This window comes from Enterobacter cloacae complex sp. P24RS (assembly GCF_014982165.1).
GTDB classification, from domain to species: domain Bacteria; phylum Pseudomonadota; class Gammaproteobacteria; order Enterobacterales; family Enterobacteriaceae; genus Enterobacter; species Enterobacter quasihormaechei.
The window spans coordinates 235,962-260,056 of sequence record NZ_JADCKU010000005.1 but is presented as its reverse complement, the minus strand read 5'-3'; the positions used below and the strand labels follow the sequence as shown (position 1 = coordinate 260,056).

At 54.9% G+C, this 24,095-nt stretch carries 21 protein-coding genes; 8 read left to right on the top strand and 13 right to left on the bottom strand.

What is annotated here, in order from left to right; translation table 11 throughout:
- Window positions 1-63 precede the first annotated feature (63 nt).
- Together INF58_RS07465 and INF58_RS07460 are read right to left on the bottom strand one after the other, a co-directional pair.
- On the bottom strand, window positions 64-1,449 hold the full coding sequence (locus INF58_RS07465; RefSeq protein WP_063451251.1) for a NarK family nitrate/nitrite MFS transporter: 1,386 nt from the start codon (window positions 1,447-1,449) through the stop codon (window positions 64-66).
- Between the two features lie 212 nt (window positions 1,450-1,661).
- Complete coding sequence (locus INF58_RS07460; RefSeq protein WP_193527403.1) at window positions 1,662-2,237, bottom strand: TetR family transcriptional regulator; 576 nt, start codon at window positions 2,235-2,237, stop codon at window positions 1,662-1,664.
- Between the two features lie 116 nt (window positions 2,238-2,353).
- On the opposite strand from INF58_RS07460, the gene INF58_RS07455 reads away from it, so the two are divergent.
- Entirely contained in the window at window positions 2,354-3,844 is a 1,491-nt protein-coding gene (locus INF58_RS07455; protein WP_193527402.1) for an MFS transporter, read from the top strand.
- A gap of 43 nt (window positions 3,845-3,887) precedes the next feature.
- Here the strand turns inward: INF58_RS07455 and ompC are convergent, their stop codons facing one another.
- Together ompC and yddG are read right to left on the bottom strand one after the other, a co-directional pair.
- The gene (gene ompC / locus INF58_RS07450; RefSeq protein WP_063866659.1) at window positions 3,888-4,961 is read right to left on the bottom strand and encodes a porin OmpC; all 1,074 of its coding nucleotides are present in this window, start codon (window positions 4,959-4,961) and stop codon (window positions 3,888-3,890) included.
- 623 nt (window positions 4,962-5,584) lie between these two features.
- A complete protein-coding gene (gene yddG, locus INF58_RS07445; RefSeq protein ID WP_193527401.1) occupies window positions 5,585-6,463 on the bottom strand; it encodes an aromatic amino acid DMT transporter YddG in 879 nt (292 codons plus the stop codon).
- Window positions 6,464-6,683: 220 nt separating this feature from the next.
- On the opposite strand from yddG, the gene fdnG reads away from it, so the two are divergent.
- The 3 genes from fdnG to fdnI are packed head-to-tail and all read left to right on the top strand — an operon-like array spanning window position 6,684 to window position 11,276.
- A complete protein-coding gene (fdnG, locus tag INF58_RS07440; protein WP_193033690.1) occupies window positions 6,684-9,731 on the top strand; it encodes a formate dehydrogenase-N subunit alpha in 3,048 nt (1,015 codons plus the stop codon).
- A gap of 11 nt (window positions 9,732-9,742) precedes the next feature.
- Window positions 9,743-10,627 carry a formate dehydrogenase subunit beta gene (gene fdxH, locus INF58_RS07435; RefSeq protein ID WP_003857048.1) on the top strand — a complete coding sequence of 295 codons (885 nt, stop codon included), beginning with the start codon at window positions 9,743-9,745 and terminating at the stop codon, window positions 10,625-10,627.
- Window positions 10,620-11,276, top strand: a complete 657-nt coding sequence (fdnI, locus tag INF58_RS07430; protein ID WP_063451259.1) for a formate dehydrogenase-N subunit gamma — start codon at window positions 10,620-10,622, stop codon at window positions 11,274-11,276. The genes fdxH and fdnI overlap by 8 nt, the downstream gene beginning before the upstream one ends.
- A 61-nt stretch (window positions 11,277-11,337) precedes the next feature.
- On the opposite strand, the gene ppk2 is transcribed toward fdnI, so the two are convergent.
- A complete protein-coding gene (gene ppk2 / locus INF58_RS07425) occupies window positions 11,338-12,156 on the bottom strand; it encodes a polyphosphate kinase 2 (protein WP_102751144.1) in 819 nt (272 codons plus the stop codon).
- A gap of 161 nt (window positions 12,157-12,317) precedes the next feature.
- Here ppk2 and araJ point away from each other — a divergent pair, with 161 nt between their 5' ends.
- Window positions 12,318-13,493, top strand: coding sequence for an MFS transporter AraJ (araJ, locus tag INF58_RS07420; protein ID WP_107535400.1), 1,176 nt, complete (start codon window positions 12,318-12,320; stop codon window positions 13,491-13,493).
- 40 nt (window positions 13,494-13,533) lie between these two features.
- Here the strand turns inward: araJ and INF58_RS07415 are convergent, their stop codons facing one another.
- Complete coding sequence (locus INF58_RS07415) at window positions 13,534-14,736, bottom strand: NAD(P)/FAD-dependent oxidoreductase (RefSeq protein ID WP_193527400.1); 1,203 nt, start codon at window positions 14,734-14,736, stop codon at window positions 13,534-13,536.
- Between the two features lie 130 nt (window positions 14,737-14,866).
- On the opposite strand from INF58_RS07415, the gene INF58_RS07410 reads away from it, so the two are divergent.
- On the top strand, window positions 14,867-15,376 hold the full coding sequence (locus INF58_RS07410) for an Rrf2 family transcriptional regulator (RefSeq protein ID WP_063451263.1): 510 nt from the start codon (window positions 14,867-14,869) through the stop codon (window positions 15,374-15,376).
- 40 nt (window positions 15,377-15,416) lie between these two features.
- Here the strand turns inward: INF58_RS07410 and adhP are convergent, their stop codons facing one another.
- The 7 genes from adhP to INF58_RS07375 form a co-directional block, all read right to left on the bottom strand.
- Window positions 15,417-16,427, bottom strand: coding sequence for an alcohol dehydrogenase AdhP (gene adhP, locus INF58_RS07405; RefSeq protein WP_063451264.1), 1,011 nt, complete (start codon window positions 16,425-16,427; stop codon window positions 15,417-15,419).
- 208 nt (window positions 16,428-16,635) lie between these two features.
- The gene (locus INF58_RS07400) at window positions 16,636-18,345 is read right to left on the bottom strand and encodes an ABC-F family ATP-binding cassette domain-containing protein (RefSeq protein WP_193527399.1); all 1,710 of its coding nucleotides are present in this window, start codon (window positions 18,343-18,345) and stop codon (window positions 16,636-16,638) included.
- A 344-nt stretch (window positions 18,346-18,689) separates the two neighbouring features.
- Window positions 18,690-20,387: an NAD-dependent malic enzyme gene (locus tag INF58_RS07395; protein WP_003857058.1), complete on the bottom strand. Its 1,698-nt coding sequence runs from the start codon at window positions 20,385-20,387 to the stop codon at window positions 18,690-18,692.
- Between the two features lie 176 nt (window positions 20,388-20,563).
- Window positions 20,564-20,701 (bottom strand): stationary-phase-induced ribosome-associated protein, encoded by a 138-nt coding sequence (sra, locus tag INF58_RS07390; RefSeq protein WP_003857059.1) that lies wholly within the window; start codon window positions 20,699-20,701, stop codon window positions 20,564-20,566.
- 95 nt (window positions 20,702-20,796) lie between these two features.
- A complete protein-coding gene (gene bdm, locus INF58_RS07385) occupies window positions 20,797-21,012 on the bottom strand; it encodes a biofilm-dependent modulation protein (RefSeq protein ID WP_022648192.1) in 216 nt (71 codons plus the stop codon).
- 141 nt (window positions 21,013-21,153) lie between these two features.
- Window positions 21,154-21,675, bottom strand: coding sequence for a VOC family protein (locus INF58_RS07380; RefSeq protein WP_193527398.1), 522 nt, complete (start codon window positions 21,673-21,675; stop codon window positions 21,154-21,156).
- Between the two features lie 51 nt (window positions 21,676-21,726).
- On the bottom strand, window positions 21,727-22,578 hold the full coding sequence (locus tag INF58_RS07375) for a Vmh family MBL fold metallo-hydrolase (protein ID WP_193527457.1): 852 nt from the start codon (window positions 22,576-22,578) through the stop codon (window positions 21,727-21,729).
- A 111-nt stretch (window positions 22,579-22,689) separates the two neighbouring features.
- Here INF58_RS07375 and INF58_RS07370 point away from each other — a divergent pair, with 111 nt between their 5' ends.
- Together INF58_RS07370 and INF58_RS07365 are read left to right on the top strand one after the other, a co-directional pair.
- Window positions 22,690-23,577 carry a LysR family transcriptional regulator gene (locus tag INF58_RS07370; protein WP_255510366.1) on the top strand — a complete coding sequence of 296 codons (888 nt, stop codon included), beginning with the start codon at window positions 22,690-22,692 and terminating at the stop codon, window positions 23,575-23,577.
- A gap of 69 nt (window positions 23,578-23,646) precedes the next feature.
- A complete protein-coding gene (locus tag INF58_RS07365; protein ID WP_063866672.1) occupies window positions 23,647-24,075 on the top strand; it encodes an OsmC family protein in 429 nt (142 codons plus the stop codon).
- Window positions 24,076-24,095: the final 20 nt, after the last annotated feature.

The following is a 24,095-nucleotide window of genomic DNA, read 5'->3' as shown; positions in this document are numbered from 1 at the left end:
TTTCTCCTGCTTCGATAGCATTGCCGGAGGGCGATGCATCACGCTCCGGCGAAAATGTAGTTATTATTTTTTTGAGGATTTGCGGCCGTACACCAGCCAGGTGACGAACACGCAGACGATGTAAAACACGAGGAAAACTTTCATGGCCCCAACCGGCGAACCGGTCATGGCCAGCGATGTGCCGAACGCTTTAGGGATAAAGAATCCACCCACCGCGCCGATGGCGGAGATAAAGCCCAGCGCGGCGGCGGTTTCCGTCACCGCTTCGTGCTGCGCCTGCTCGTCGGTGCCGCCTTGCTTTTTCACGCGGTCGAGGGTGATTTGGCGGAAGATGATCGCAATCATCTGGAAGGTCGATCCGCTGCCGAGACCCGCGGTGAGGAACAGCCCCATAAACACCAGGTAGAACGCCATAAAGCTGCCGGAGCCGGAGCCGGGAAGCGTCAGGAAAATCAGGGCGCTGAAGACGGCCATAAAGACGAAGTTAATCAGCGTAACCCGCACGCCGCCCAGCCGGTCGGAGATCATTCCGCCCGCCGAACGCGCCAGTGCGCCAATCAGCGGGCCGAAGAAGGCGAGATGCAGGATGTTAACGTCCGGGAACTGGGTTTTCGACAGCATGGCAAAGCCCGCCGAGAAGCCGATAAACGAGCCGAAGGTGGCGAGATACAGCAGGCTCAGCAGCCACAGGTGAAAGCGTTTTAGCACCGGCAACTGGCTGGCAATGGACGCTTTCGAGCTGGCGATATCGTTCATGCCAAAGAACGCGGCAATCGTGGCCAGAATGAGCAGCGGCACCCAGATCCAGGCGGCATTCGCCAGCCACATCGTTGAGCCGTCTTCCTGCGGCACGCCGTGCACGCCGAGGAAGGTGAACATTGGCAGGAAAATCACCAGCGGCGCGACCAGCTGCATGACGCTGACGCCCAGGTTACCCAGCCCGCCATTAATACCCAGCGCGCTGCCCTGTTTGGCTTTCGGGAAGAAGAAGCTGATATTGCCCATGCTGGAGGCAAAGTTAGCCCCGGCAAAGCCGCACAGCAGCGCGATGATGATAAACACCCAGTATGGCGTGGCGGTATTCTGAATGGCGAACCCAAGCCAGACGCAGGGAACCACCAGAATGACGGTGCTTAGCACGGTCCAGTAACGCCCGCCAAATATCGGGACCATAAAAGAGTAGGGGACACGCAATATCGCGCCGGACAGGGAAGGTAATGCCGTTAGCATAAAAAGCTGGTCGGTGCTGAAATTAAATCCGACTTTATTAAGATTAACCGCAACGGCGCTAAATAACATCCATACGCAAAACGCCAGCAGTAAACAAGCAACGGAAATCCATAGGTTTCTTCGTGCGATATGTTTCCCTTTATTTTCCCAAAATTGCGCGTTTTCCGGTTTCCAGTTACTCAATAGATGCTGATTACTTTTCTCACTTTGTTGTGACATATCGCCCTCTTGCTCAACCAGATTAAGAGAAAAAAACAATTGAAAACAGTTAGATACTTGTTGGTAGTATGTAGATGTTATTGGATGTTTTGGGATACATCTGAAAGGATAGATAAAAAAAGCGAATCCCTGAGTTTAGAAAGGGAATCAGGGTTCGCTTTATGTGTTACGAAATGTAACTTTTTACGGAGATTAATACTCCGATGGGAGTATTAAAACAATTCGAGGGAGATAAGTTTGTCCAGATGCTTATTAAATGCCGCATCGTCCATTTCCGGCATATTTAAAACGTAAATACCGTCGAGACCGCAGACCAGCCCGATTAAGCGCCAGGCAATATTTTCTGGCCGGTCGGTGAGGGTAAAGGCGTTAGCCTCCGCCCCGGCACGAATTATCGCCACCGTCTCCTGGTGCCACATTTCCATGGTCAGAACATACGCACCTTTTATGTCGTTATCCCGACTTGCCAGGATCTGGGCTTCGCGCCACAGGCGAATGTAGGGCTCAAACCCGCCGTCATCGCTGCCGAGCATGGCGTGCAAGCGTTCGCGCCAGCCGGCATTTTCACCCACGACCTCCGCATCCAGCAGATCGCGGATCAGCCGTACAAACGCCAGCGCTTTGAGTTCCCCCGCCGAAGCAAAATGATGATGAACCTGTCCGGTCGCGATGCCCGCTTCGGTAGCGATGCGGCGGACGGTCATCGCCGATAGCCCTTCAGACAGGGCCACGCGCATCGCAGCGTGTAATATTTCTTCCCGACGCTCGTCCTTGCTCAGATAACGCATATTTCCTCACTCTCAATGGCAACGCAACGAGTGTAACAAAGAGCTGGACAAGTGTTCAACTTTACGTAGGATCGCATTCTGGACATGTGTCCAGTTTTTAACTGAAAAGGAAATTTATGTTTCGTCAGTGGTTAGCGTTAGTGATTATCGTGCTGGTGTATATCCCGGTGGCGATTGACGCGACGGTGCTGCACGTGGCCGCACCGACATTGAGCATGACACTGGGTGCCAGCGGCAACGAATTGCTGTGGATTATTGATATCTACTCGCTGGTGATGGCGGGAATGGTGCTGCCCATGGGCGCGCTGGGGGATCGCATTGGCTTCAAGCGCCTGCTGATGATTGGCAGTACGCTGTTTGGCCTGTCGTCGCTGGCGGCGGCCTTCGCACCTACGGCGGGCTGGCTGATTGCCGCCCGCGCATCGCTGGCGATTGGCGCGGCGATGATCATCCCGGCCACGCTTGCGGGCATCCGCACGCTGTTTGTCGACGCGCGGCATCGTAATATCGCGCTTGGCGTCTGGGCGGCGGTGGGTTCGGGCGGGGCGGCATTTGGCCCGCTGATTGGCGGCATGCTGTTGGAACACTTTTACTGGGGATCGGTGTTCCTGATTAACGTGCCCATTGTCATGATTGTGGTGTCGCTCGCAGCGCGCTTTGTGCCTGCTCAGCAGGGACGGCCAGAGCAGCCGCTGAATATCAGCCATGCGATCATGCTGATTGTGGCGATCCTGCTGTTGGTTTACAGCGCTAAAACGGCCCTGAAAGGGGTACTGTCCCCGTGGATCGTGGCCAGCACCTTACTGACCGGGGCGGCTATGCTGTTTGTCTTCGTCCGTATCCAGCTGCGCGCGAGCGTGCCGATGATCGACATGCGCCTGTTTTGCCACCGCATCATTTTAAGCGGCGTGGTGATGGCGATGACCGCCATGATTGCGCTGGTGGGCTTTGAGCTGCTGATGGCGCAGGAGTTGCAGTTCGTGCATGGTTTTACGCCGTTTGAAGCAGGGATGTTTATGCTGCCGGTGATGGTGGCTAGCGGCTTCAGCGGGCCGATTGCCGGCGTGCTGGTGGGACGTCTGGGGCTGCGCATTGTCGCGGCCGGAGGCATGGGGCTAAGTGCGGTCAGTTTTATCGGCCTGTCGACGCTCGATTTCAGTACGCAACAGTGGCAGGCGTGGAGCCTGATGGTGCTGCTGGGCTTTAGCGCCGCCAGCGCGCTGCTCGCCTCCACGTCGGCGATCATGGCCGCCGCGCCGAAAGAGAAAGCCGCCGCCGCAGGTGCGATCGAAACCATGTCCTATGAGCTGGGGGCAGGTCTGGGGATCGCCATTTTCGGTCTGCTGTTAACCCGCAGCTTCTCGGCGTCCATTGAGCTACCGCAGACGCTGGACGCGTCGCTTGTAGATAAGGCATCGTCATCCATTGGCGAAGCGGTCAAGGTGGCGCAGGATTTGACGCCAGCCCTCGCTGACTCGGTGATTGACGCAGCCAAAACGGCGTTTATCACGTCACACAGCGTCGCGTTAGGCAGTGCGGGAGGCATGCTGCTGATCCTGGCGGTCGGGATCTGGTTTAGTCTGGCGAAGGCAGGAGAGCAGGCATAAAAAAAGCCAGCCGCAGAGGCTGGCTTTTCATAACGAACCTGTCTTAGAACTGGTAGGTCAGACCAACGGCAACGATGTTGTCGGTTGCCACTTTGGCATCTTTGGTGAACTGGCTGTCATCAACCAGGTTGATTTTGTAATCAACGTAGGTGGACATGTTCTTGTTGAAGTAGTAGCTCGCGCCAACATCAATGTATTCCACCAGGTCCTGGTCGCCGTAAGAGCCGATGTCTTTACCTTTGGATTTCAGGTAAGCGATGGACGGACGCAGGCCGAAGTCGAACTGGTACTGTGCAACAACTTCAAAGTTCTGCGCTTTGTTTGCAACGTGGCCGTCACCGAACGCGGTCATGTTGCGGGTTTCAGAGTAGGTGGTTGCCAGGTAGATGTTGTTCGCATCGTACTTCAGGCCCGCTGCCCATACTTCTGCGTTATCGCCGCCTGCGTTCAGGTTGCTTGCTGCACGAACCTGACGGTCAGTACGGTCAGATTTCGCGTAAGTTGCGCCCACGCCGAAGCCGTCGAATTCATAGGTAGAAGACAGACCCCAGCCGTCACCGTTTGATTCGGTGATATTAGTACGGTCGTTTTTACCCTGGTACTGAGCGGCAACGTTCAGGCCGTCAACCAGACCGAAGAAGTCGGTGTTACGGTAGGTTGCAACGCCGGTGGTACGGCCGGTCATGAAGCCGTCCGTCTGTGTCCAGGTATCGCCACCGAATTCTGGCAGAACGTCAGTCCACGCGCCCACGTCGTAAGCAACACCGTAGTTACGACCGTAGTCGAAAGAACCGAATTCATCGAACTTCAGACCCGCGTAGGCCAGACGGGTTTTGTTGCCGTCGGAACCCTGAGCTTCAGAGCGGTTGCCCTTGAACTCATATTCCCACTGGCCGTAACCGGTCAGACGATCGTTGATCTGCGTTTCACCTTTGAAACCCAGACGAACATACGTTTTGTCGCCGTCGCTACCTGCATCATCAGAAAAATAGTGCAGACCTGTAACTTTACCGTACAGATCCAGCTTGTTACCGTCTTTGTTAAAAACTTCAGCCGCGTTAACAACGCCTGCTGCCAACATGGAAGTGACTGCCACTGCAACTAATTTAAGTTTCATCTTAATTGACCTTTATAATTTTAATTAGGTATTTCCTAAACCATATGAGCGATTTTTAAACGAGGCTTATCGTCAATGGCAGACTATTTTTAAAATTCCGTAGACTGCTTTCAATAATAAGTTTCAAAATATTAAAGAAAATTTCAATTAGTGTGATCGCGATCTGAAAAATTGCCGTAAACGTGGATAATTAGATTAATATTTATACATAAAACGTTTATTAACTCGCCATGATAATTTGGCGGCTTATAATTTAATAGCGGACGCTTTATTTTCTAATTCAGAGCGATAGAATGACGTTACTTAAGTGGAATTATTTTTAATTGCTGTTAAAACAGCATGTTGGGGGCGTTGTTTTAAACAGGGAAGTTGTCCTTAATAGACACACTCAGAAATAAACTATTGCAGTTTGTGCTATATAGGGTGGGAATATTTCGCTGTAATTAATTACGGGCGTTGTCAGTTTTTGTCAATTTAACGCCGCAGTCAAAGCGCATAAGGGCAATATAAGCGGAATACGTCACCCTCTCTAATGTTATAAATAATATTCTCAAGTGTGATCACATTTTAAATTTATGTTAATTAATAGCCGGGCGTGGCGACCCCGGCCAGAAATAAAATGCTTATTTACGGGTGGCATACCAGCACAGTAATGACCCGGCGCAAACCATTAATGCTCCTTGCCAGAATGAGAATGAAAGCGGCGAGCTCAGCACAATAGCCGCCAGTGCGGCAGAAAGTACCGGGGTGAAGTAGGAGACGGCTGCAAGCACCGTCACGTTACCGTGGAGGATCCCAATATTCCAGGCGGCATAGCCGAAGCCAAGAGCAACGCCGCACATAAGCAGCTTCACCACTACCGGCACGCTGAACACCATATCGGGCTGGTCGCTTAGGGCATATTTCACCCACAGGCTTAAGGCGGTCAGCAGGACGAATAGGGTAATGCCGTTTTGCCCTCTGGCATACCTGCTGGTGACGGTGCAGTAGGCGGCCCAGATAAAGGCGCCGGCAAATGCCAGCCCGTAGCTCAGCGGGCTGGAAATGATGTTTTGCATGATGTCGTGAACGTGCAGCCCGTTTTCGCCGCCTAAGACCCAGCCCACGCCCAGCAGAGAGATCGCTAAGCCTGGGATCACCCACAGGGTGGATTTTTGCCCGTTGAACAAAATGGCGAACACAATCGTCAGGCTTGGCCAGAGATAGTTGACCATGCCCACCTCAATTGCCTGCGAGCGTGTCGCGGCAAAGCCAAGCGACAGGGCAAGGCACATTTCATAGCTGACAAACAGGACGCTGCCCGCAATGAGATAGCCTTTCGAAAACCGTTTAATATCCGGGAAACCTACTGTCGCCAGACACAATAACCCGCTGACGGTGTAGATCATCGCTGCGCCCCCCACCGGGCCCAGTCCCTCACTGACGCTGCGGATGAGACCCACCATGGTGCTCCACAGCAGTATGGCCGCCAGACCAATCAGCGTTGCTTTTTTTCTGTCCATTACCCTGCCAGTCTTATAAAAATCAAAGGGTAAACTTATAGCATCTAACCCATTCACCAGGCGAATTTTCTGTTTCGCGGTTAACCCGAAAGGAGTAATAAATCATACCGGCGATGACTATTAAGGGGGCGAAGTTCGGCGACCTTGATTTGACGCAAAAAAAACAGGGGCTTTGCTGTTAGTTTGCGGCGCGAAGTCTTTTCAGATAACGAGGACAGCAATGGACGTCAGCCGCAGACAATTTTTTAAAATCTGCGCGGGCGGTATGGCCGGAACAACAGCCGCAATGCTGGGATTCGCTCCCAAAATGGCGCTGGCTCAGGCACGCAACTATAAACTGCTGCGTGCGAAAGAGATCCGTAACACCTGCACATACTGCTCCGTGGGTTGTGGGCTATTAATGTATAGCCTGGGTGATGGCGCGAAGAACGCCAAAGAAGCGATTTATCATATTGAAGGGGACCCGGATCATCCGGTGAGCCGCGGGGCACTTTGCCCGAAAGGGGCGGGACTGCTGGACTACGTTCACAGTGAAAACCGCCTGCGCTATCCGGAATACCGTGCACCGGGTTCCGACAAATGGCAGCGCATCTCCTGGGACGAGGCCTTCTCCCGTATTGCAAAACTGATGAAAGCGGACCGCGACGCCAACTTTATTGAAAAGAACGAGCAGGGCGTCACGGTTAACCGCTGGACCTCCACCGGGATGCTGTGCGCGTCTGCGGCAAGTAATGAAACCGGCATGCTGACGCAGAAGTTTGTGCGCTCCCTTGGCATGCTGGCGGTAGATAACCAGGCGCGCGTCTGACACGGACCAACGGTAGCAAGTCTTGCTCCAACATTTGGTCGCGGTGCGATGACCAACCACTGGGTTGATATCAAAAACGCTAACGTCGTGGTGGTGATGGGCGGTAACGCCGCTGAAGCCCATCCGGTGGGTTTCCGCTGGGCGATGGAAGCGAAAAATAACAACGATGCGACGCTCATCGTCGTCGATCCGCGCTTTACGCGTACGGCATCGGTGGCGGATATCTATGCGCCGATCCGCTCCGGTACGGACATTACGTTCCTTTCCGGCGTGCTGCTGTACCTGATTGAAAACAACAAAATCAACGCGGAATACGTTAAGCACTACACCAACGCCAGCCTGCTGGTGCGTGAAGATTTCGCCTTTGAAGATGGCCTGTTCAGCGGCTATGACGCGGAAAAACGTCAGTACGATAAATCGTCCTGGAACTACCAGTTCGACGAAAACGGCTACGCGAAACGCGACGACACCCTGACCGATCCGCGCTGCGTGTGGAATTTGCTGAAGCAGCACGTTTCCCGCTACACGCCGGACGTTGTTGAAAACATCTGCGGAACGCCAAAAGCCGATTTCCTGAAGGTGTGTGAAGTGCTGGCTTCCACCAGCGCCGCCGACAGGACCACCACGTTCCTGTATGCGCTGGGCTGGACACAGCACACCGTCGGGGCGCAGAACATCCGCACCATGGCGATGATCCAGCTGCTGCTCGGCAACATGGGCATGGCCGGCGGCGGGGTGAACGCGCTGCGCGGACACTCCAACATTCAGGGCTTAACCGACCTCGGCCTGCTGTCGACCAGCCTGCCGGGCTACCTGACGCTGCCGTCCGAGAAGCAGAGCGACTGGCAAAGCTGGCTTGACGCCAACACGCCGAAAGCGACGCGTCCGGATCAGGTGAACTACTGGAGCAACTATCCGAAGTTTGCCGTTAGCCTGATGAAATCGTTCTACGGCGACGCGGCGCAGAAGGAAAACGACTGGGGCTTTGAGTGGTTGCCGAAATGGGACCAGGCGTATGACGTCATCAAGTATTTCAACATGATGGATAAGGGCGACGTCACGGGTTATATCTGCCAGGGCTTTAACCCGGTTGCGTCATTCCCGGATAAAAACAAAGTCGTTCGCAGCCTGAGCAAGCTGAAGTACATGGTGGTTATCGATCCGCTGGTCACCGAAACGTCTACCTTCTGGCAGAACCACGGTGAATCGAACGATGTCGATCCGGCAGCGATCCAGACCGAGGTCTTCCGCCTGCCATCTACCTGCTTTGCGGAAGAAGATGGTTCTATTGCCAACTCTGGCCGCTGGCTTCAGTGGCACTGGAAAGGGCAGGATGCGCCGGGCGAAGCGCGTAATGACGGCGAAATTCTGGCCGGCATATACCATCGTCTGCGCGAAATGTACCGCACCGAAGGCGGCAAAGGCGCCGAGCCGCTGCTGAAGATGAGCTGGAACTACAAGCAGCCGGATCGTCCCGAATCCGAAGAGGTGGCCAAAGAGAACAACGGCGTGGCGCTGGCGGATCTCTACGACGCCAACGGCAACCTGGTGGCGAAGAAAGGCCAGCTGCTGAACAGCTTTGCGCTGCTGCGTGACGACGGGACCACCGCCTCGTCCTGCTGGATCTACACCGGCAGCTGGACGGAGCAGGGTAACCAGATGGCTAACCGCGATAACGCCGACCCGTCAGGCCTGGGCAATACCCTGGGCTGGGCATGGGCGTGGCCGCTGAACCGTCGCGTATTGTACAACCGTGCGTCCGCAGACGTGAACGGCAAGCCGTGGGATCCGAAACGCATGCTGATCGAGTGGAACGGCACGAAGTGGACGGGGAATGATATCCCGGACTTCAATACCGCCGCGCCGGGAAGCAACACCGGGCCGTTTATCATGCAGCCGGAAGGGCTGGGACGTCTGTTTGCTATCGACAAGCTGGCGGAAGGGCCGTTCCCGGAACACTACGAGCCAATGGAAACGCCGCTCGGCACTAACCCGCTGCACCCGAACGTGGTCTCCAGCCCGGTGGTGCGCATCTATGAAGACGACGTGCTGCGTTTAGGTAAAAAGGACAAGTTCCCGTATGTCGGAACGACCTACCGCCTGACCGAGCATTTCCACACCTGGACCAAGCACGCGCGGCTTAACGCTATCGCGCAGCCGGAACAGTTTGTGGAGATCAGCGAAACGCTGGCGAAAGCGAAGGGCATTGCCAACGGCGATCGCGTGAAGGTGAGCAGCAAGCGTGGCTTTATTCGCGCGGTGGCGGTGGTGACCCGTCGTTTGCAGTCGCTGAACGTGCACGGCCAGCAGGTCGAGACGGTGGGTATTCCGCTGCACTGGGGCTTTGAAGGGGTGGCGCAGAAAGGCTATATCGCCAACACCCTGACGCCAAACGTCGGCGATTCCAACTCGCAAACGCCGGAGTACAAAGCGTTTCTGGTCAACATCGAGAAAGCGTAAGGAGCGATTAAATGGCGATGGAAACACAAGACATTATTAAACGCTCCGCGACCAACCCGATAACCCCCGCGCCTCGTGCGCGGGACTACAAGGCAGAAGTCGCCAAGCTGATTGATGTCTCCTCCTGCGTGGGCTGTAAAGCCTGCCAGGTGGCCTGCTCGGAGTGGAACGATATCCGCGACGAGGTAGGGCACTGCGTCGGGGTTTACGATAACCCGGCTGACCTGAGCGCCAAGTCCTGGACGGTGATGCGCTTTAGCGAAACCGACCAGAACGGCAAGCTGGAGTGGCTGATCCGCAAAGACGGCTGTATGCACTGTGAAGATCCGGGCTGCCTGAAGGCGTGCCCGTCTGCTGGCGCCATTATTCAGTACGCCAACGGCATCGTCGACTTCCAGCAGGACAACTGCATTGGCTGCGGCTACTGCATCGCGGGCTGTCCGTTTAATATCCCGCGTCTCAATAAAGAGGATAACCGGGTATACAAATGCACGCTGTGCGTCGATCGCGTCAGCGTCGGCCAGGAGCCTGCGTGCGTGAAGACCTGTCCGACCGGGGCGATCCACTTCGGCACCAAAAAAGAGATGCTGGAAGTGGCGCAGCAGCGGGTAGATAAGCTCAAAGCGCGCGGCTATGACAAGGCAGGGATTTATAACCCGCAGGGCGTGGGCGGTACGCACGTCATGTATGTTCTGCACCACAATGACCAGCCGGAGCTGTATCACAATCTGCCGAAAGATCCGGCGATCGATACCTCAATCAACCTCTGGAAAGGGGCGCTTAAACCGCTCTCTGCGGCGGGCTTTATCGCCACCTTTGCCGGGCTGATTTATCACTACATCGGTATCGGGCCGAATAAAGAGGTGGATGACGACGAGGAGGAGCATCATGAGTAAGTCGAAAATGATAGTGCGCACAAAATTTGTCGATCGCGCCTGTCACTGGACGGTGGTGATCTGCTTCTTCCTGGTGGCGGTATCCGGCATATCGTTCTTTTTCCCGACGCTACAGTGGCTTACGGAAACCTTCGGGACGCCGCAGATGGGGCGCATTCTGCATCCGTTCTTCGGCGTGCTGATTTTCGTGGTGCTGATGTTTATGTTCGTGCGTTTCGTTCATCACAACATCCCTGACAAGCAGGATATTCCCTGGATTAAAGGGATTGTAGAGGTGCTGAAAGGCAACGAGCATAAGGTCGCGAAGGTAGGCAAATACAACGCCGGGCAAAAGATGATGTTCTGGACCATTATGAGCATGATTTTTGTGCTGCTGGTGACCGGAGTGATCATCTGGCGACCGTATTTTGCGCACTATTTCCCGATTCAGGTGGTGCGCTATGCACTGCTGATCCACGCGACGTCAGCCATTATTTTGATCCATGCCATCCTAATCCATATGTATATGGCATTCTGGGTAAAAGGTTCAATTAAAGGCATGATTGAAGGGAAGGTGAGCCGCCGCTGGGCGCAGAAGCACCACCCGCGCTGGTACCGGGACGTTGAGCGTCTTGAAGCGCAAAAAGAGAGTTCAGAAGGGATGAAGTAAATGCCCAGCGCCGTCGGCTTTGCCCGGCGGCGCTGCGCTTGCGCGGGCCTACTTCTCAATATCAAAACCGCTCTGCAATATACCGGAAGGGATATTTTGTTGGCTTCACTTTGCCGATTTTTCGTTTCGGTAAATCCACCTTGTCGACGTGAACATCTTTATAAGGGATCTGCGAAAGCAGATGCGAAATAATATTCAGCCGCACCCTTTTTTTGTCTTCTGAACGCGCCACAAACCACGGCGCCCAGGCGGTGTCGGTCGCTTTAAACATGGCGTCGCGTGCGAGGGTATATTCATCCCATAAGTTGAAAGATTTAATGTCCATTGGAGACAACTTCCAGATCTTGCGACCGTCGTTAATGCGGTCGCGCAGGCGGCGCTCCTGCTCTTTTGGCGTGACCTCTAGCCAGTATTTCAGCAAAATGATCCCGGCATCGACCATCGCTTTTTCCATCACCGGTGTTCCATCAAGAAATTTTTCGACCTGCTCTTCGGTACAGAAACCCATTACCTTTTCCACGCCTGCGCGGTTGTACCAGCTGCGGTCGAAAATCACGATTTCACCGGCAGAGGGCAGATGGGATACGTAACGCTGAAAATAGAGCTGACTTTTTTCTTTATCGGTAGGGGCCGGTAGCGCGACGACGCGGAAAACCCGAGGGCTGACGCGCTCGGTGATGGCTTTGATGGTGCCGCCTTTACCGGCGCCGTCCCGTCCTTCAAAAACAATACAGACCTTTAACCCTTTGGCGACCACCCATAGCTGGAGCTTAACCAGTTCAACATGGAGGCGGCGAAGTTCTTGCTCATACGCTTTGGTTTTGAGTGGCGCATTTTTAGCGACATCATCAACAATACGGGTTTTCTTCTTACTGACCATGGTGGGTCTCCCTTTGTGTGCGGTCGCGGAATCGAGGCCGTACTAAGAGTGTAATCGACCTGAATGAATGGATTAATGTGTCAGAAAGCTGATTTGAACTGGTTCACCATACAAGTTTATTCAATAATGCTCGCTGCATATTTTTCAACAGTGGTTGCGGTATGAAAAAAACAATTTTTTCGTTAGCACTGGCTACCTTTGGCCTGGGGATGGCTGAATTTGGCATCATGGGCGTGCTGACAGAACTGGCTCATGACACGGGCATTTCGATTCCCTCCGCCGGGAATATGATTTCCTTTTATGCTTTTGGCGTGGTGATCGGCGCGCCGATTGTGGCGCTGTTCTCCAGCAAATTCTCGCTGAAAACCACGCTGCTGTTTCTGGTGGCGATGTGCGTCGTTGGTAATGCGCTTTTTACTTTCTCTGACTCGTACGTAGGGCTGGCAGCGGGGCGGTTGATCTCTGGTTTCCCGCATGGCGCGATTTTCGGTGTGGGGGCGATAATTCTGTCAAAAATTGCACCGCCGGGAAAAGTAACGGTCGCTGTCGCCGGGATGATAGCCGGGATGACCGTTGCCAATTTGCTTGGCGTCCCGCTCGGGACGTGGCTGGGACATGAATTTAACTGGCGTTACACCTTCTTTTTAATTGCGGTGTTTGACGCCCTGGTGATCCTGTCTGTCCTGCTCTGGGTTCCCTCTCTCTATGACAATTCCACCACCCGCCTGGCAGAGCAATTCCACTTTCTGAAGAAGCCTGAACCCTGGCTGATATTTGCCGCAACGATGTTTGGTAACGCCGGGGTGTTTGCCTGGTTTAGCTTCGTGAAGCCGTTTATGGTCAACGTGTCAGGCTTCTCCGAGGGCGTCATGACCGCGATCATGATGCTGATGGGGCTGGGTATGGTGCTGGGCAATCTGCTCAGCGGGAAGCTATCGGCGCGCTTTAGTCCATTGCGTATTGCCGCCACTACCGACCTGGTGATTGTGGCTTCGCTGCTATTACTGTTTGCGTTTGGCGAACTGAAAACGGCCTCCCTGGTGATGGGATTTGTCTGCTGCGCCGGGCTGTTTGCGCTCTCTGCGCCGCTGCAAATTCTGCTGCTGCAAAATGCGAAGGGAGGCGAGATGCTGGGGGCCGCAGGCGGGCAAATGGCGTTCAATCTCGGCAGCGCGATTGGCGCCTGTTTTGGTGGAATGATGATTACCCTTGGCTTTAGCTGGAGTTATGTCACGCTCCCGGCAGCGATCTTATCCTTCTCCGCGATGACCTCACTGCTGCTGTATGGCCACCGGTGCGCTAAAAAGCGTCAGGCCAACGCGGGGGCATTGGCCTGATTTCACACGTTGCCCGCAGGTCGCGGCACGTAAGCGTGAACTACACAAATTTCGCCAGCGGGTCAGCGGCGGCAAATGCGACCGCTCTGTCTGCTGCTGGCGGGTAAATCAGTTCGTTGGTGATGGCCACTTTGATTTTCTTGCCCTCATTGCGCACGGATTTAACACGCTGTTCCCACCCCTCGGTATACACCGCGCCCCAGCCACCCAGATCCAGACAGGTAACGTAATTCACCTGACGGTAAGGGTACGGCGCCAAATTTAACAAGCTGGCGGCGGCGTTATGTCCGGCGAATTTTCCCAGCTGGATCGCGTGCTGGCAGGTCATGAGCGCCGTGTTGCCCACGTCATCCGTTTTAGCATGCGCCATATCACCCGTCGCGTAAACCTCCGGATGCGCAGGCACCTGCAACGTGTCGGTGACTTTCAGACGACCCTGCGAGTCTCGTTCCCCGGTAACGTGCTGGCTGAGGGGGTTCGCTTCGACACCTGCCGTCCATACCACGGTAGCGCTGGCAATGCGCTCTCCGTTTTTGAGCGTCACGCCGCAGGCATCAATGGCTTCAATTTCACTGTTTAAACGCCATTCAACCCCCAGCGCGTTGCTGGCTTCTTCAATTGTGTTACGCAGCGCCTCGCTGTAACGTCCGCCAAGGGTTGCACCTCTTTCAACTACGATTACTTTGGTCTTCGTATTAGTACCGAAACGAGTGCGGAGTCGGGCTGGGAGTTCCGTTGCCAGCTCAATGCCGGTAAAACCGCCGCCGCACACTACCACGGTATTACGCTCCGGGGAGGAAGGGCGTATAGCCAGGGCGTCCAGGTGTTGCTCGAGCAGCCTGGCGGATTCAAGCTGGTCGATATCAAAGGCGTATTCCGCCAGGCCGGCAATAGGGGGACGCTTAGTCTGGCTACCGGTTGCGAGGATTAGGCGTTCGTAGGTGACTACAGCTGTGGCGCCGTTTGAATCGCGATAAAAAACGGTTTTTGACGTTGTATCAATGCGTTGTGCTTCACCCGAAATAAACGCAATATCCAGCTCAGCAAACAGATCGGTCAGCGGCGCGACCATCGTTGACACATTTTCCTCATAAAAGCGGGGGCGAACGCGCAGTTCCGGGACGGGGGCCAGCACGGCAATGTTAAGGCTGTTGTTACCCGCCAGAGCAGAAAGACGCGCGGCGCTGACCGCAGCCCACATGCCGGAAAACCCACTACCCACAATTAAAATCTGCTTTTTCATACTCGATCCTTTTGATCGTCAGGCCGTATGTCTGACATAACTGCCACTATACTTGTCGGAGTTAACTGCGACAACTTTTTTCTGAGTTAAAAATCGTTATAATGCAGCGAACGATAACCCGGAGTAAGCCATGGCGTTTTACAGTTCTGGTGTGGAATACGGCATTCACAGCCTGATGTGTATGGTGGATGCAAAAGGTAATGAGCGTGAGATGAGCGTCCGGGAGATGGCGGCCTTGCAGGGCGTGCCGTACGACTATCTTGGAAAGATCTTCACCCGATTGTCCCGTGCGGGGCTGGTTATCAGCACCGAAGGCAAAGGGGGCGGGTTCCGGCTGGCGCGTCCGGCTGAGTTGATTACCGTGCTGGACGTGGCGCATGCCATCGACGGCGAGAAAAATATGTTTGAGTGTCGGGAAGTGCGACAACGCCTGGCGGTGTTTGATGAAACGCCACCGGCCTGGGTGTGCGACGGCCCGTGCGGAGTGCGGTCAGTTATGGACAGCGCGCAGCAGCGGATGGAAGAGGAGTTAGGGCGCCATACTATCCTCGACCTGGCGCGTAAAATGTACCGAAAAGCGCCGGACACGTTCCAGATTGAAGTTCAGGAATGGATTTCCGATCGGCGTTCATCCACGTGAAAGGCCGGGCAGGGCAAAGCCGCCGCCCGGCAACTGCCGTTTAAGAACGTAAATCAATCACCATACGGCCACGGATCTGGCCCTGTTCCATCTCTTTGAAGATGGCGTTGATATCTTCCAGTGGGCGCATCGTGACTTTCGGAACCACCTTACCTTCTGCGGCAAACTGGAAGGCTTCGAGCAGATCCTGACGGGTACCCACCAGGGAGCCCACCACCTGAATACCATCCAGCACCAGACGAGGAATATCCAGGCTCATCGCTTCCGGCGGCAGGCCAACGGCCACCACGCGCCCACCGGCGCGAACCGCGTCAACGGCAGAGTTGAAGGCCGCTTTCGCTACCGCCGTCACCACCGCCGCATGGGCGCCGCCGGTTTTCTCCTGAATAACTTTTGCCGCATCTTCATTGCGGGAGTTCACGGTTAAGTCTGCGCCCATGCTGGCAGCCAGTTTAAGCTGCTCATCGTTCACATCAATGGCGATGACTTTTGCATTAAAGACGTTTTTCGCGTATTGCAGGGCGAGGTTACCCAATCCGCCCAGACCGTAGATCGCAATCCACTGGCCGGGTTTGATCTCGGACACTTTTACCGCTTTGTAGGTGGTGACCCCGGCGCAGGTGATGCTGCTGGCCGCAGCAGAGTCCAGCCCCTCCGGGACCTTAACCGCGTAATCCGCGGTTACGATGCACTCTTCCGCCATGCCGCCGTCAACGGAGTAACCCGCGTTTTTCACGTCGCGACACAGGGTTTCGTTGCCGGTATTACAATATTCACAGTGGCCACAGCCTTCGAAGAACCACGCCACGCTCGCACGATCGCCTACTTTTAGCGAGGTAACGCCCGGACCAATTTCTTTGACGATACCAATCCCTTCGTGGCCGAGGATCACCCCGGTCTTGTCGCCAAAATCGCCATTTTTAACGTGGAGATCGGTATGGCAAACACCACAGCACTCCATCTTCAGCAGCGCTTCACCATGCTTGAGCGCGCGTAAGGTTTTCTCTGTAACGTTAACCTGATGATCCTGAGTGACAACAGCAGCCTTCATGTGTTTCTCCTTTTCATGATGAGTATCTGCATTGCAGGTGTAATACCCATTAAGGATTAATACTTTGGCGCAGTAATGCAAGGCAGCCGCAACATAATGTCATCATTTAGTGCAGTTTCAGATTAAGAATACGGCGATCCTCTAATAATCAGTAGGGGAAAACACTGACATCAAAAAAGACCCGGCGTAGCAACCGCCGGGTACAGACTTACAGCTGGGCTTCAATCACCTCAATCTCTTTTCGCCATTGCGCCTGCAACTGCGGTTTTTGATGTTTCGGCTTGCGCGCCAAATCTTCTTCCAGCAGCGTTTCCAGCGCGACCAGGCGTTCGAGCAAATCATCAGACGCAGCAGGTGGTGCGTTCAGCGCTGATATCGACGGTTCGGAGACAACCGGACCGGTCCCCTCGCGCAGACGTTCGAACACCGCCTCCGCATCGTGCCATTCACTCAGCCTGCCGTCCTCAATCAGCCAGAAACGGTTACAGCTCTGGCCGATCAGTTGACGGTCATGGCTTACCAGCAGCACGCCGCCTTCAAACTGTTGCAGGGTAACAGCCAGCGCGTCTTTGCCTTCCATGTCCAGATGATTTGTCGGTTCATCCAGCATCAGCAGGCTATAGCGGGCAAGCGTCAGGCCGACGAACAGCAAGCGCGAACGTTCCCCGCCGCTCAGCGTACTGACTTTTTGCCCGTGCCGCGCCCACGGGAAGCCGGCACTGATGAGCGCCATTTTACGGGTCTGCGGATCTGGCGCGAAAGGTTCCAGCGCATCCAGCAGCGCCGCATCGTCCGGCAGCTGGTGCAGCGTCTGGTCGTAGTAGCCGACCGAGACGCGCGGATGACGCTTAAGCCTGTCGTCTAAAATCTCGTCGCGAAAATGACGCCAGATAAGCTTCATCAGCGACGATTTACCGCAGCCGTTACGCCCCACAATCGCCACGCGATCTCCACTTTTCAGCCGCGCGCTGTCGAGGGTAAACAGCGCTGGCAGACCCGGCTCCGGAGGCACGCCGAGGTCGGTTATTTCCAGCAGGCGATCGGCCCGCAGCGCGTCCCCGCGCAGGGTTAAGGTCCACGGACTTCCCGCCGTAAGTTCCGTCTGGATTTCTTTCAGCCGTTCGACCTGTTTTTCCATCTGCTTAGCCTTACGGGAGAGATCTTCGTTGTCGTAGACCTTGCCCCAGGTCGCGAGGCGTTTGGCGCTGGCCGTTACGCGGTCGATCTCTTTTTGCTCTGCCTTGTGGCGCTGCGCATCGCTTTCGTCTTTCGCCTCCAGCGCCTGACGGGCGGCAGTGCAGGGAAGGGCGAAGTAGTGCAGTGTTTTATCGCGCAGGATCCAGCTGCCGTTTGTCACCGCGTCCAGCAGTTGCCTGTCGTGAGAGACCAGCACAAAGCTGCCGGACCAGCGCTGTAAAAACTGCTCCAGCCACAGCAGGGTCGGCAGGTCGAGGTGGTTGCTCGGTTCGTCCAGTAACAGCAGATCCGGATCGTTTATCAGCGCTCTCGCCAGCAATAAACGCGTATGCTGACCGCCGCTCAGCGTGGCGGATTGCAGCGCCGTTTCCTGCGTCGTAAAGCCCATCCCGGCCAGCAGCGTCTCGGCCTTCCAGCGCAGACTGTCGCGCTCAGCGGTCGGCAGCTGCGCCAGCACTGCATCCAGCATGGTCAGGGGATAAAGGGTCTCCGGCAGATGTTGTTCCACGCGCGCCAGCAGGCAATGTCCCGCCGGTGAAACGGTTCCGGCAGCAGGGGACTGCGTCCCGTCGAGGATTTTCAGCAGCGTACTTTTTCCGCAGCCGTTATCACCCAGCAGGCCAATGCGGTCGCCTTTTTTCAACGTAAAGGAGAGAGAGTCGAAGAGCGTGCCAAACGCTGTATCAACACGTAAAGAATGTGCAGTGAGTAGAGTGCTCATTGTTGCTTACCCAGGAGTTACAGGCATGTTTATGCCTCGTCAAACATCGCTGACGATAACTCAGTAAGCCCGAGAGAAGGGATTTAAGGGGTTGGTGTCTTCGCTCAAGCGGAAGTTATCGCAGCACGATACCGATAACGCTTGAGCTGGTGCGATCACCAAATGTATGTGAAACATTGAAAATTTCACAGTACAGCATAATTGGCCTCCTTATATATTCAGTGGGTTGATGGATGAAGGGAGTGTAGCGGGGGAATGTGGGTTTGGCTAGCGGGAAGTGCCGTATATTCCCTTCACCCTGACCCTCTCCCCTTTAGGGAGAGGGCTGGGGTAAGGGGCAATGTTTAAATCGAAGTACGACGATAGCTACGGTATTCCGGCATCCAGAAATTATCGTCAATTGCCTGCTGCAACGCATCGGCAGAGGTTTTCACCGCTACGCCTTGCTGCTGCGCCATTTTGCCCACCGCGAAGGCAATGGCACGGGACACCTTATGTATGTCCTTCAGCTCCGGCAGTACCAGTCCTTCACCGTTATTCACCAGCGGAGAGTGACCCGCCAGCGTTTCGCTCGCGGACATCAGCATTTCATCGGTGATGCGTGATGCGCCGGAGGCGATGACCCCCAGGCCAATACCCGGGAAGATGTAGGAGTTGTTGCACTGCGCGATGGGGTAGAGTTTGTCCTTCCACACCACCGGATCGAACGGACTGCCGGTCGCGACCAGGGCGTTGCCTTCGGTCCAGGCGATGATGTCCTGCGGCGTTGCTTCCACGCGTGAGGTCGGGTTTGACAGCGGCATCACGATAGGACGTTCGCAGTGCTTGTGCATTTCGCGAATGATCTCTTCCGTAAAGAGGCCAGTCTGCCCGGACACGCCAATCAAAATGTCCGGCTTGACGTTGCGCACCACGTCAAGAAGGGAAAGCACTTCGTTGTCGGTATCCCAGTTTTTCAGGTTCTCGCGCTTCTGCACCAGTTTGGTCTGGAACGGAAGCAGGTTCGGCATGCCGTCGGTCAGCAGGCCAAAGCGGTCCACCATAAAGACGCGCGAGCGCGCCAGCTCTTCGCTCAGGCCTTCACGCTGGGTCTGGGCAATAATTTGCTCGGCGATGCCGCAGCCCGCAGAGCCCGCGCCCAGGAAGACAATTTTCTGATAGCTGAGCTGGCTGCCCGCCGCACGGCTCGCGGCAATCAGCGTACCGACGGTCACGGCCGCGGTGCCCTGAATGTCGTCGTTGAACGAGCAGATCTCATCGCGATAACGGTTAAGCAGCGGCATGGCGTTTTTCTGCGCGAAGTCTTCGAACTGCAACAGAACGTCCGGCCAGCGGTGCTTCACGGCCTGAATGAAATCATCAACAAACTGATAGTACTCGTCGTCGGTAATGCGCGGGTGACGCCAGCCCATGTACAGCGGATCGTTCAGCAGCTGCTGGTTGTTAGTCCCCACGTCCAGCACCACCGGCAGGGTATAGGCCGGGCTGATCCCGCCGCAGGCGGTATAGAGAGAAAGCTTACCGATGGGAATACCCATCCCGCCAATGCCCTGGTCGCCAAGGCCAAGAATACGTTCGCCATCGGTCACCACGATCACTTTGATGTTGTGGTTCGGCACGTTTTGCAGAATGTCGTCCATGTTGTGACGGTTCTGATAGGAGATAAACACGCCGCGGGAACGGCGGTAGATCTCGGAGAAGCGTTCGCACGCCGCGCCGACCGTTGGGGTGTAAATCACCGGCATCATCTCTTCGAGATGGTTCTGCACGAGGCGGTAGAAAAGGGTTTCGTTGGTATCCTGGATATTACGCAGGTAGATGTGTTTATCGATTTCGGTTTTAAAGCCCTGATACTGGATCCAGGCACGTTCTGCCTGTTCTTCAATGGTTTCAACCACTTCAGGCAGCAGACCCAGCAGGTTAAAGCTGCTGCGCTCTTCCATGCTAAAGGCGCTGCCTTTGTTCAGAAGAGGGAACTCCAGTAAAACCGGACCGGCGTAAGGAATATAAAGGGAACGATGTTTTTTCAGTTTGTTGTCCATGTCACTCACTCTTTTTAAGAAGATCCGTCCCTGACACTGCTGTTTGTCATCTTTCTGGCCTGTGCTACGGGGTGCGGTCGGTTGGTATTATAAAGGAGCTGAATATTAATTACCGCAACACATAAACAAAAACACCATCGGGATTACCGATGGTGTTGTGAATATCGTGCCGGGACTTACTTGCCGGAAGGGCGTTTTCTGCCGGTAGCGTGGGTAACCTGCGTTTCGCTACCCTCCTCAATAACCACTTTACGCTTGTTAGAGAGCTTGTAGTTCAGTCCCAGAATGTGGCGTGCCTGACGGTTCGATTTCATATTAACTCCTCAATCCTGTTGATAGTTTTAAGGACAAGTTTGCTTACGCAAACGAAATGTAACCCCTTAGGTTGCAGATCCAGCTTAGCAGGTTTTTATAAAGGTGCGTTGCGCCCGCTAACCACATAGTTGATGGTTTGCTGGTAGATGTCACTGAGGATGTCATTGTCCGTGGCTTCCACCCACTTGGTCAGTTCCATCAAAATGTCATCTTCAGTAACAACACCGTGCTCGGCGTGAAGACCTTGTGCGATCGCGTTAACAAGTTCCGGTTGTGCTGCTGTGGTATGTGCCGGGTAATAAGTAAACATGCTGCCTCCGTGTCGTTGTCTGTTTAATGTTACGGCGTGCAAAATCGTAATTCACATTCAGAGTGACAAATATTTTCGTCGTTGTGGCTCAGATTCGTCCTGGAAATAAAAATATCACATGCCGTAGCACAGAAATAAATTTTAGGGCTTCCAGCGGCGTAAATTCGTCGTTTTTTCATAAGGCATGGGGGTCGGCCAGGAGATCAATTCCACAACGCTGCCCCAGGGGGTTTGACCATAGCAAAAAGCATTGCCTTCACCTTGCTCATCCGGAAAGCTAAGCGGCTTCGGCGCGGTAAACATCTCGCCGCCGGCGGCGGTGAAAGCCGCGATGGCACTATCAAAATCATCAACATAAACAGCAAAATGCTGAAGGCCAAAATCGCTGGCGCGGGCGGGCATACCCTGCTCAGGACCGTGCATTTCGAAGAGTTCAATGCCGGGTCCGTGAGGCATGGCGAGCATGCGGATGGCGTGAATTTTAGTGCCGGGAAATAATTTTAAGGTGTGTTGCTGAGCGGACTGGTCAATATTATCGGTTTCAGCATCGACAGAATGATATAAAACCTTTGCGCCAAAAGCGCGTTCAAAAAATAGGGTGGCTTTTTCAATGTCGGGCACGGTAATACCGATATGGTCGATGCCCCTTACTGGCGATTGCATATAAAACTCCTGCTATAAAAAATTAAAATATAGCAGGAGATAATCAGGCTATTACCACTTCATTTCGTCGGTATTCACTTTGGCGCTCAGTTCCAGAGAACTTTCTTCCGCAAGGTTCGGCCACTGTTTTTTCATCGCGTTGATGACGCCGGTTGATTCTTTATGCGTTGTGAGGGCCAGTTCAAAACGCTGTAGATAGTCGCGGGTGAAGTCAATCGCGCCGGTTCCCGCGGGCGGTGTTCCCAGATAGTGGCCTGGAATCACGCGATCGGGCTTACGGGCGGCCATATTATCCAGGGTCTGCTGCCACTGTTTGCGGCTTTCTGGCGTCTGAGTATCCGCCGTCCAGACGTGAATGCCCCAGGCGACGCCCGTGCCGCCGAGGATGGTTTTCGCGGAGGGGATCCAGACGTACGCCGCATAGCTTTCAGGCTCTTCAATGCTCACTCTCTCACCGTCAATCATAAAGGTGGTTGAGGCAAGCACCTGCGGTACGTAAAGCTTCGTGGGGGCGCCGTCTTTCATCTGCGGCCCCCAGAAGGCGAGCTTGGCGTCTTTAGTGGCATTGATATGATCCACCACCTGCTGCGTAGCGACAACCTTGGCGTTCGGGAAGGCTTTTACCAGCGGTTGCAGGCCGAAATAGAAATCCGGATCGCCGGAGGTGATCACTATTTTGTTCAGCGTTTTACCGCTGTGGCGAATTTTTTCCACCAGTGCTTCGCCATCCTTCACGCTGAACTGCGCGTCAAACAGCACTGCCTCTTTCGGCCCAGATACCAGGGTGGAAGAGACGGCAAAAATCCCTTTTTCTTGCGGGTTGTACGTATCAATGGTTAACGGCGCGGCAAACGCGGCCGGAGTAACAAGGGTGGTCAGCAAAGCAAGGCGGACGATGGTCATGGTCAACTCTCTGTTCATCAGGAAAGTCTCTATTGTACGGATCTCTGCATTTGCCAGAATTCCTGAAACAGGAGATGCTTAGTTTCATAAATCGAGCAAATGGAGGTCAGAATGGATCGCGTAATTGCCGCCCAGGTGTACAACCGCATCTGTGAGCTGGGAAGTTTAAGCGCGGCGGCGCGGGCGCTGGGGATCTCTCGCCCGATGGTGAGCCGCTATCTGGAGCAGATGGAGAAGTGGGCCGGTGCGCGGCTGGTGAACCGTTCCACCCGCAAGCTGACGCTAACGGCGGCGGGAGAGAAAGTGCTGCAAAAGACCCGTACGCTGTCGCAAATATCTCAGGAAATCGAAGATCAGTCCGTGAAGGATTTGCCCTCAGGCACCCTGCGCGTTGCCTGCGCGCATTTTACCGCAACCCAGCTGATCGCTCCGGTGCTGCCGGATCTGTTGCAGCGTTACCCTCAGCTGCGCATCGAACTGGATGTCAATAACCATCCGGTGAGCCTGGTGGGAGAGCGAATTGACGTGGCGATCCGCATCACCGATAGCCCCGAGCCCGGCATGATCGCCCGCAGGCTGGGAGAGTGCAGGTCCGTGCTTTGCGCCTCGCCGCAGTATCTTGCCAGCCGGGGCGTTCCTGAACAGCTTGAAGATTTAGCCCAGCACAACTGCCTGCATTACAGCTTCTTCGCGGGGCAATCGTGGCGTTTTTTGACGCCCGAAGGCGAAGCGATCGCGACGGCGGTGAGTGGCAATCTGAGCGCCAGTATCTCGTCTCTGCTGATGGAGGCAGCGATAAACCACTGCGGTATTGCCATGCTGCCCGAACGCGAGGCCAGCGCGGCGCTCAGAGAGGGCAGCCTGGTGCCGGTACTTAACGCCTTCACGCCAAAACCGATCGGCATATTTGGCATTTATCAGTCGCGTGACTATCAGCCTGCGGCGCAGCGCGTGTTTCTCGACGCGCTGGCAAACCACCTCGCTGCGCCTTCGGACTAGTCTGTGTTCCCTGCAAAATGGGTGAGGCGTCCTATACTTAACCTTTTGTAAGCCAAAAGGAGAGCAAGAATGACGATTCATAAGCACGGTTCAGCACACTGGTCAGGCGACATTAAGCGCGGCAAAGGGACGGTATCAACCGAAAGCGGCGTCCTTAACCAGCAACCTTACGGCTTTAACACCCGCTTTGAGGGCGAGAAGGGAACCAACCCGGAAGAGCTGATTGGTGCAGCGCACGCAGCTTGTTTCTCCATGGCCCTGTCGCTGATGCTTGGTGAAGCGGGCTACACCGCTGACTCCATCGATACCACGGCGGATGTCTCGCTGGACAAAACCGACGGGGGTTTTGCCATCAGCAAGGTCGCGCTGCAAAGCAAGGTGACGGTACCGGGTATCGATCCTCAGCAGTTCGACGGCATTATCCAGAAAGCGAAGGCGGGCTGTCCGGTCTCGCAGCTGCTGAAAGCGGAAATTACGTTGGACTATAAGCTGAACTGATTTCAGGCCGGGCAGATGCC

Coding starts and splice junctions, on each gene's coding strand:
- fdnI (WP_063451259.1), top strand. CDS start 10,620: ATGAGTAAGTCGAAAATGATAGTGCGCACAAAATTTGTCGATCGCGCC.
- bdm (WP_022648192.1), bottom strand. CDS start 21,012: ATGTTTACTTATTACCCGGCACATACCACAGCAGCACAACCGGAACTT.
- INF58_RS07455 (WP_193527402.1), top strand. CDS start 2,354: ATGTTTCGTCAGTGGTTAGCGTTAGTGATTATCGTGCTGGTGTATATC.
- INF58_RS07465 (WP_063451251.1), bottom strand. CDS start 1,449: ATGTCACAACAAAGTGAGAAAAGTAATCAGCATCTATTGAGTAACTGG.
- ompC (WP_063866659.1), bottom strand. CDS start 4,961: ATGAAACTTAAATTAGTTGCAGTGGCAGTCACTTCCATGTTGGCAGCA.
- INF58_RS07370 (WP_255510366.1), top strand. CDS start 22,690: ATGGATCGCGTAATTGCCGCCCAGGTGTACAACCGCATCTGTGAGCTG.
- INF58_RS07410 (WP_063451263.1), top strand. CDS start 14,867: ATGGCGTTTTACAGTTCTGGTGTGGAATACGGCATTCACAGCCTGATG.
- INF58_RS07365 (WP_063866672.1), top strand. CDS start 23,647: ATGACGATTCATAAGCACGGTTCAGCACACTGGTCAGGCGACATTAAG.
- ppk2 (WP_102751144.1), bottom strand. CDS start 12,156: ATGGTCAGTAAGAAGAAAACCCGTATTGTTGATGATGTCGCTAAAAAT.
- yddG (WP_193527401.1), bottom strand. CDS start 6,463: ATGGACAGAAAAAAAGCAACGCTGATTGGTCTGGCGGCCATACTGCTG.
- fdxH (WP_003857048.1), top strand. CDS start 9,743: ATGGCGATGGAAACACAAGACATTATTAAACGCTCCGCGACCAACCCG.
- INF58_RS07400 (WP_193527399.1), bottom strand. CDS start 18,345: ATGAGCACTCTACTCACTGCACATTCTTTACGTGTTGATACAGCGTTT.
- INF58_RS07375 (WP_193527457.1), bottom strand. CDS start 22,578: ATGACCATCGTCCGCCTTGCTTTGCTGACCACCCTTGTTACTCCGGCC.
- INF58_RS07460 (WP_193527403.1), bottom strand. CDS start 2,237: ATGCGTTATCTGAGCAAGGACGAGCGTCGGGAAGAAATATTACACGCT.
- INF58_RS07395 (WP_003857058.1), bottom strand. CDS start 20,387: ATGGACAACAAACTGAAAAAACATCGTTCCCTTTATATTCCTTACGCC.
- araJ (WP_107535400.1), top strand. CDS start 12,318: ATGAAAAAAACAATTTTTTCGTTAGCACTGGCTACCTTTGGCCTGGGG.
- INF58_RS07380 (WP_193527398.1), bottom strand. CDS start 21,675: ATGCAATCGCCAGTAAGGGGCATCGACCATATCGGTATTACCGTGCCC.
- sra (WP_003857059.1), bottom strand. CDS start 20,701: ATGAAATCGAACCGTCAGGCACGCCACATTCTGGGACTGAACTACAAG.
- adhP (WP_063451264.1), bottom strand. CDS start 16,427: ATGAAGGCTGCTGTTGTCACTCAGGATCATCAGGTTAACGTTACAGAG.
- INF58_RS07415 (WP_193527400.1), bottom strand. CDS start 14,736: ATGAAAAAGCAGATTTTAATTGTGGGTAGTGGGTTTTCCGGCATGTGG.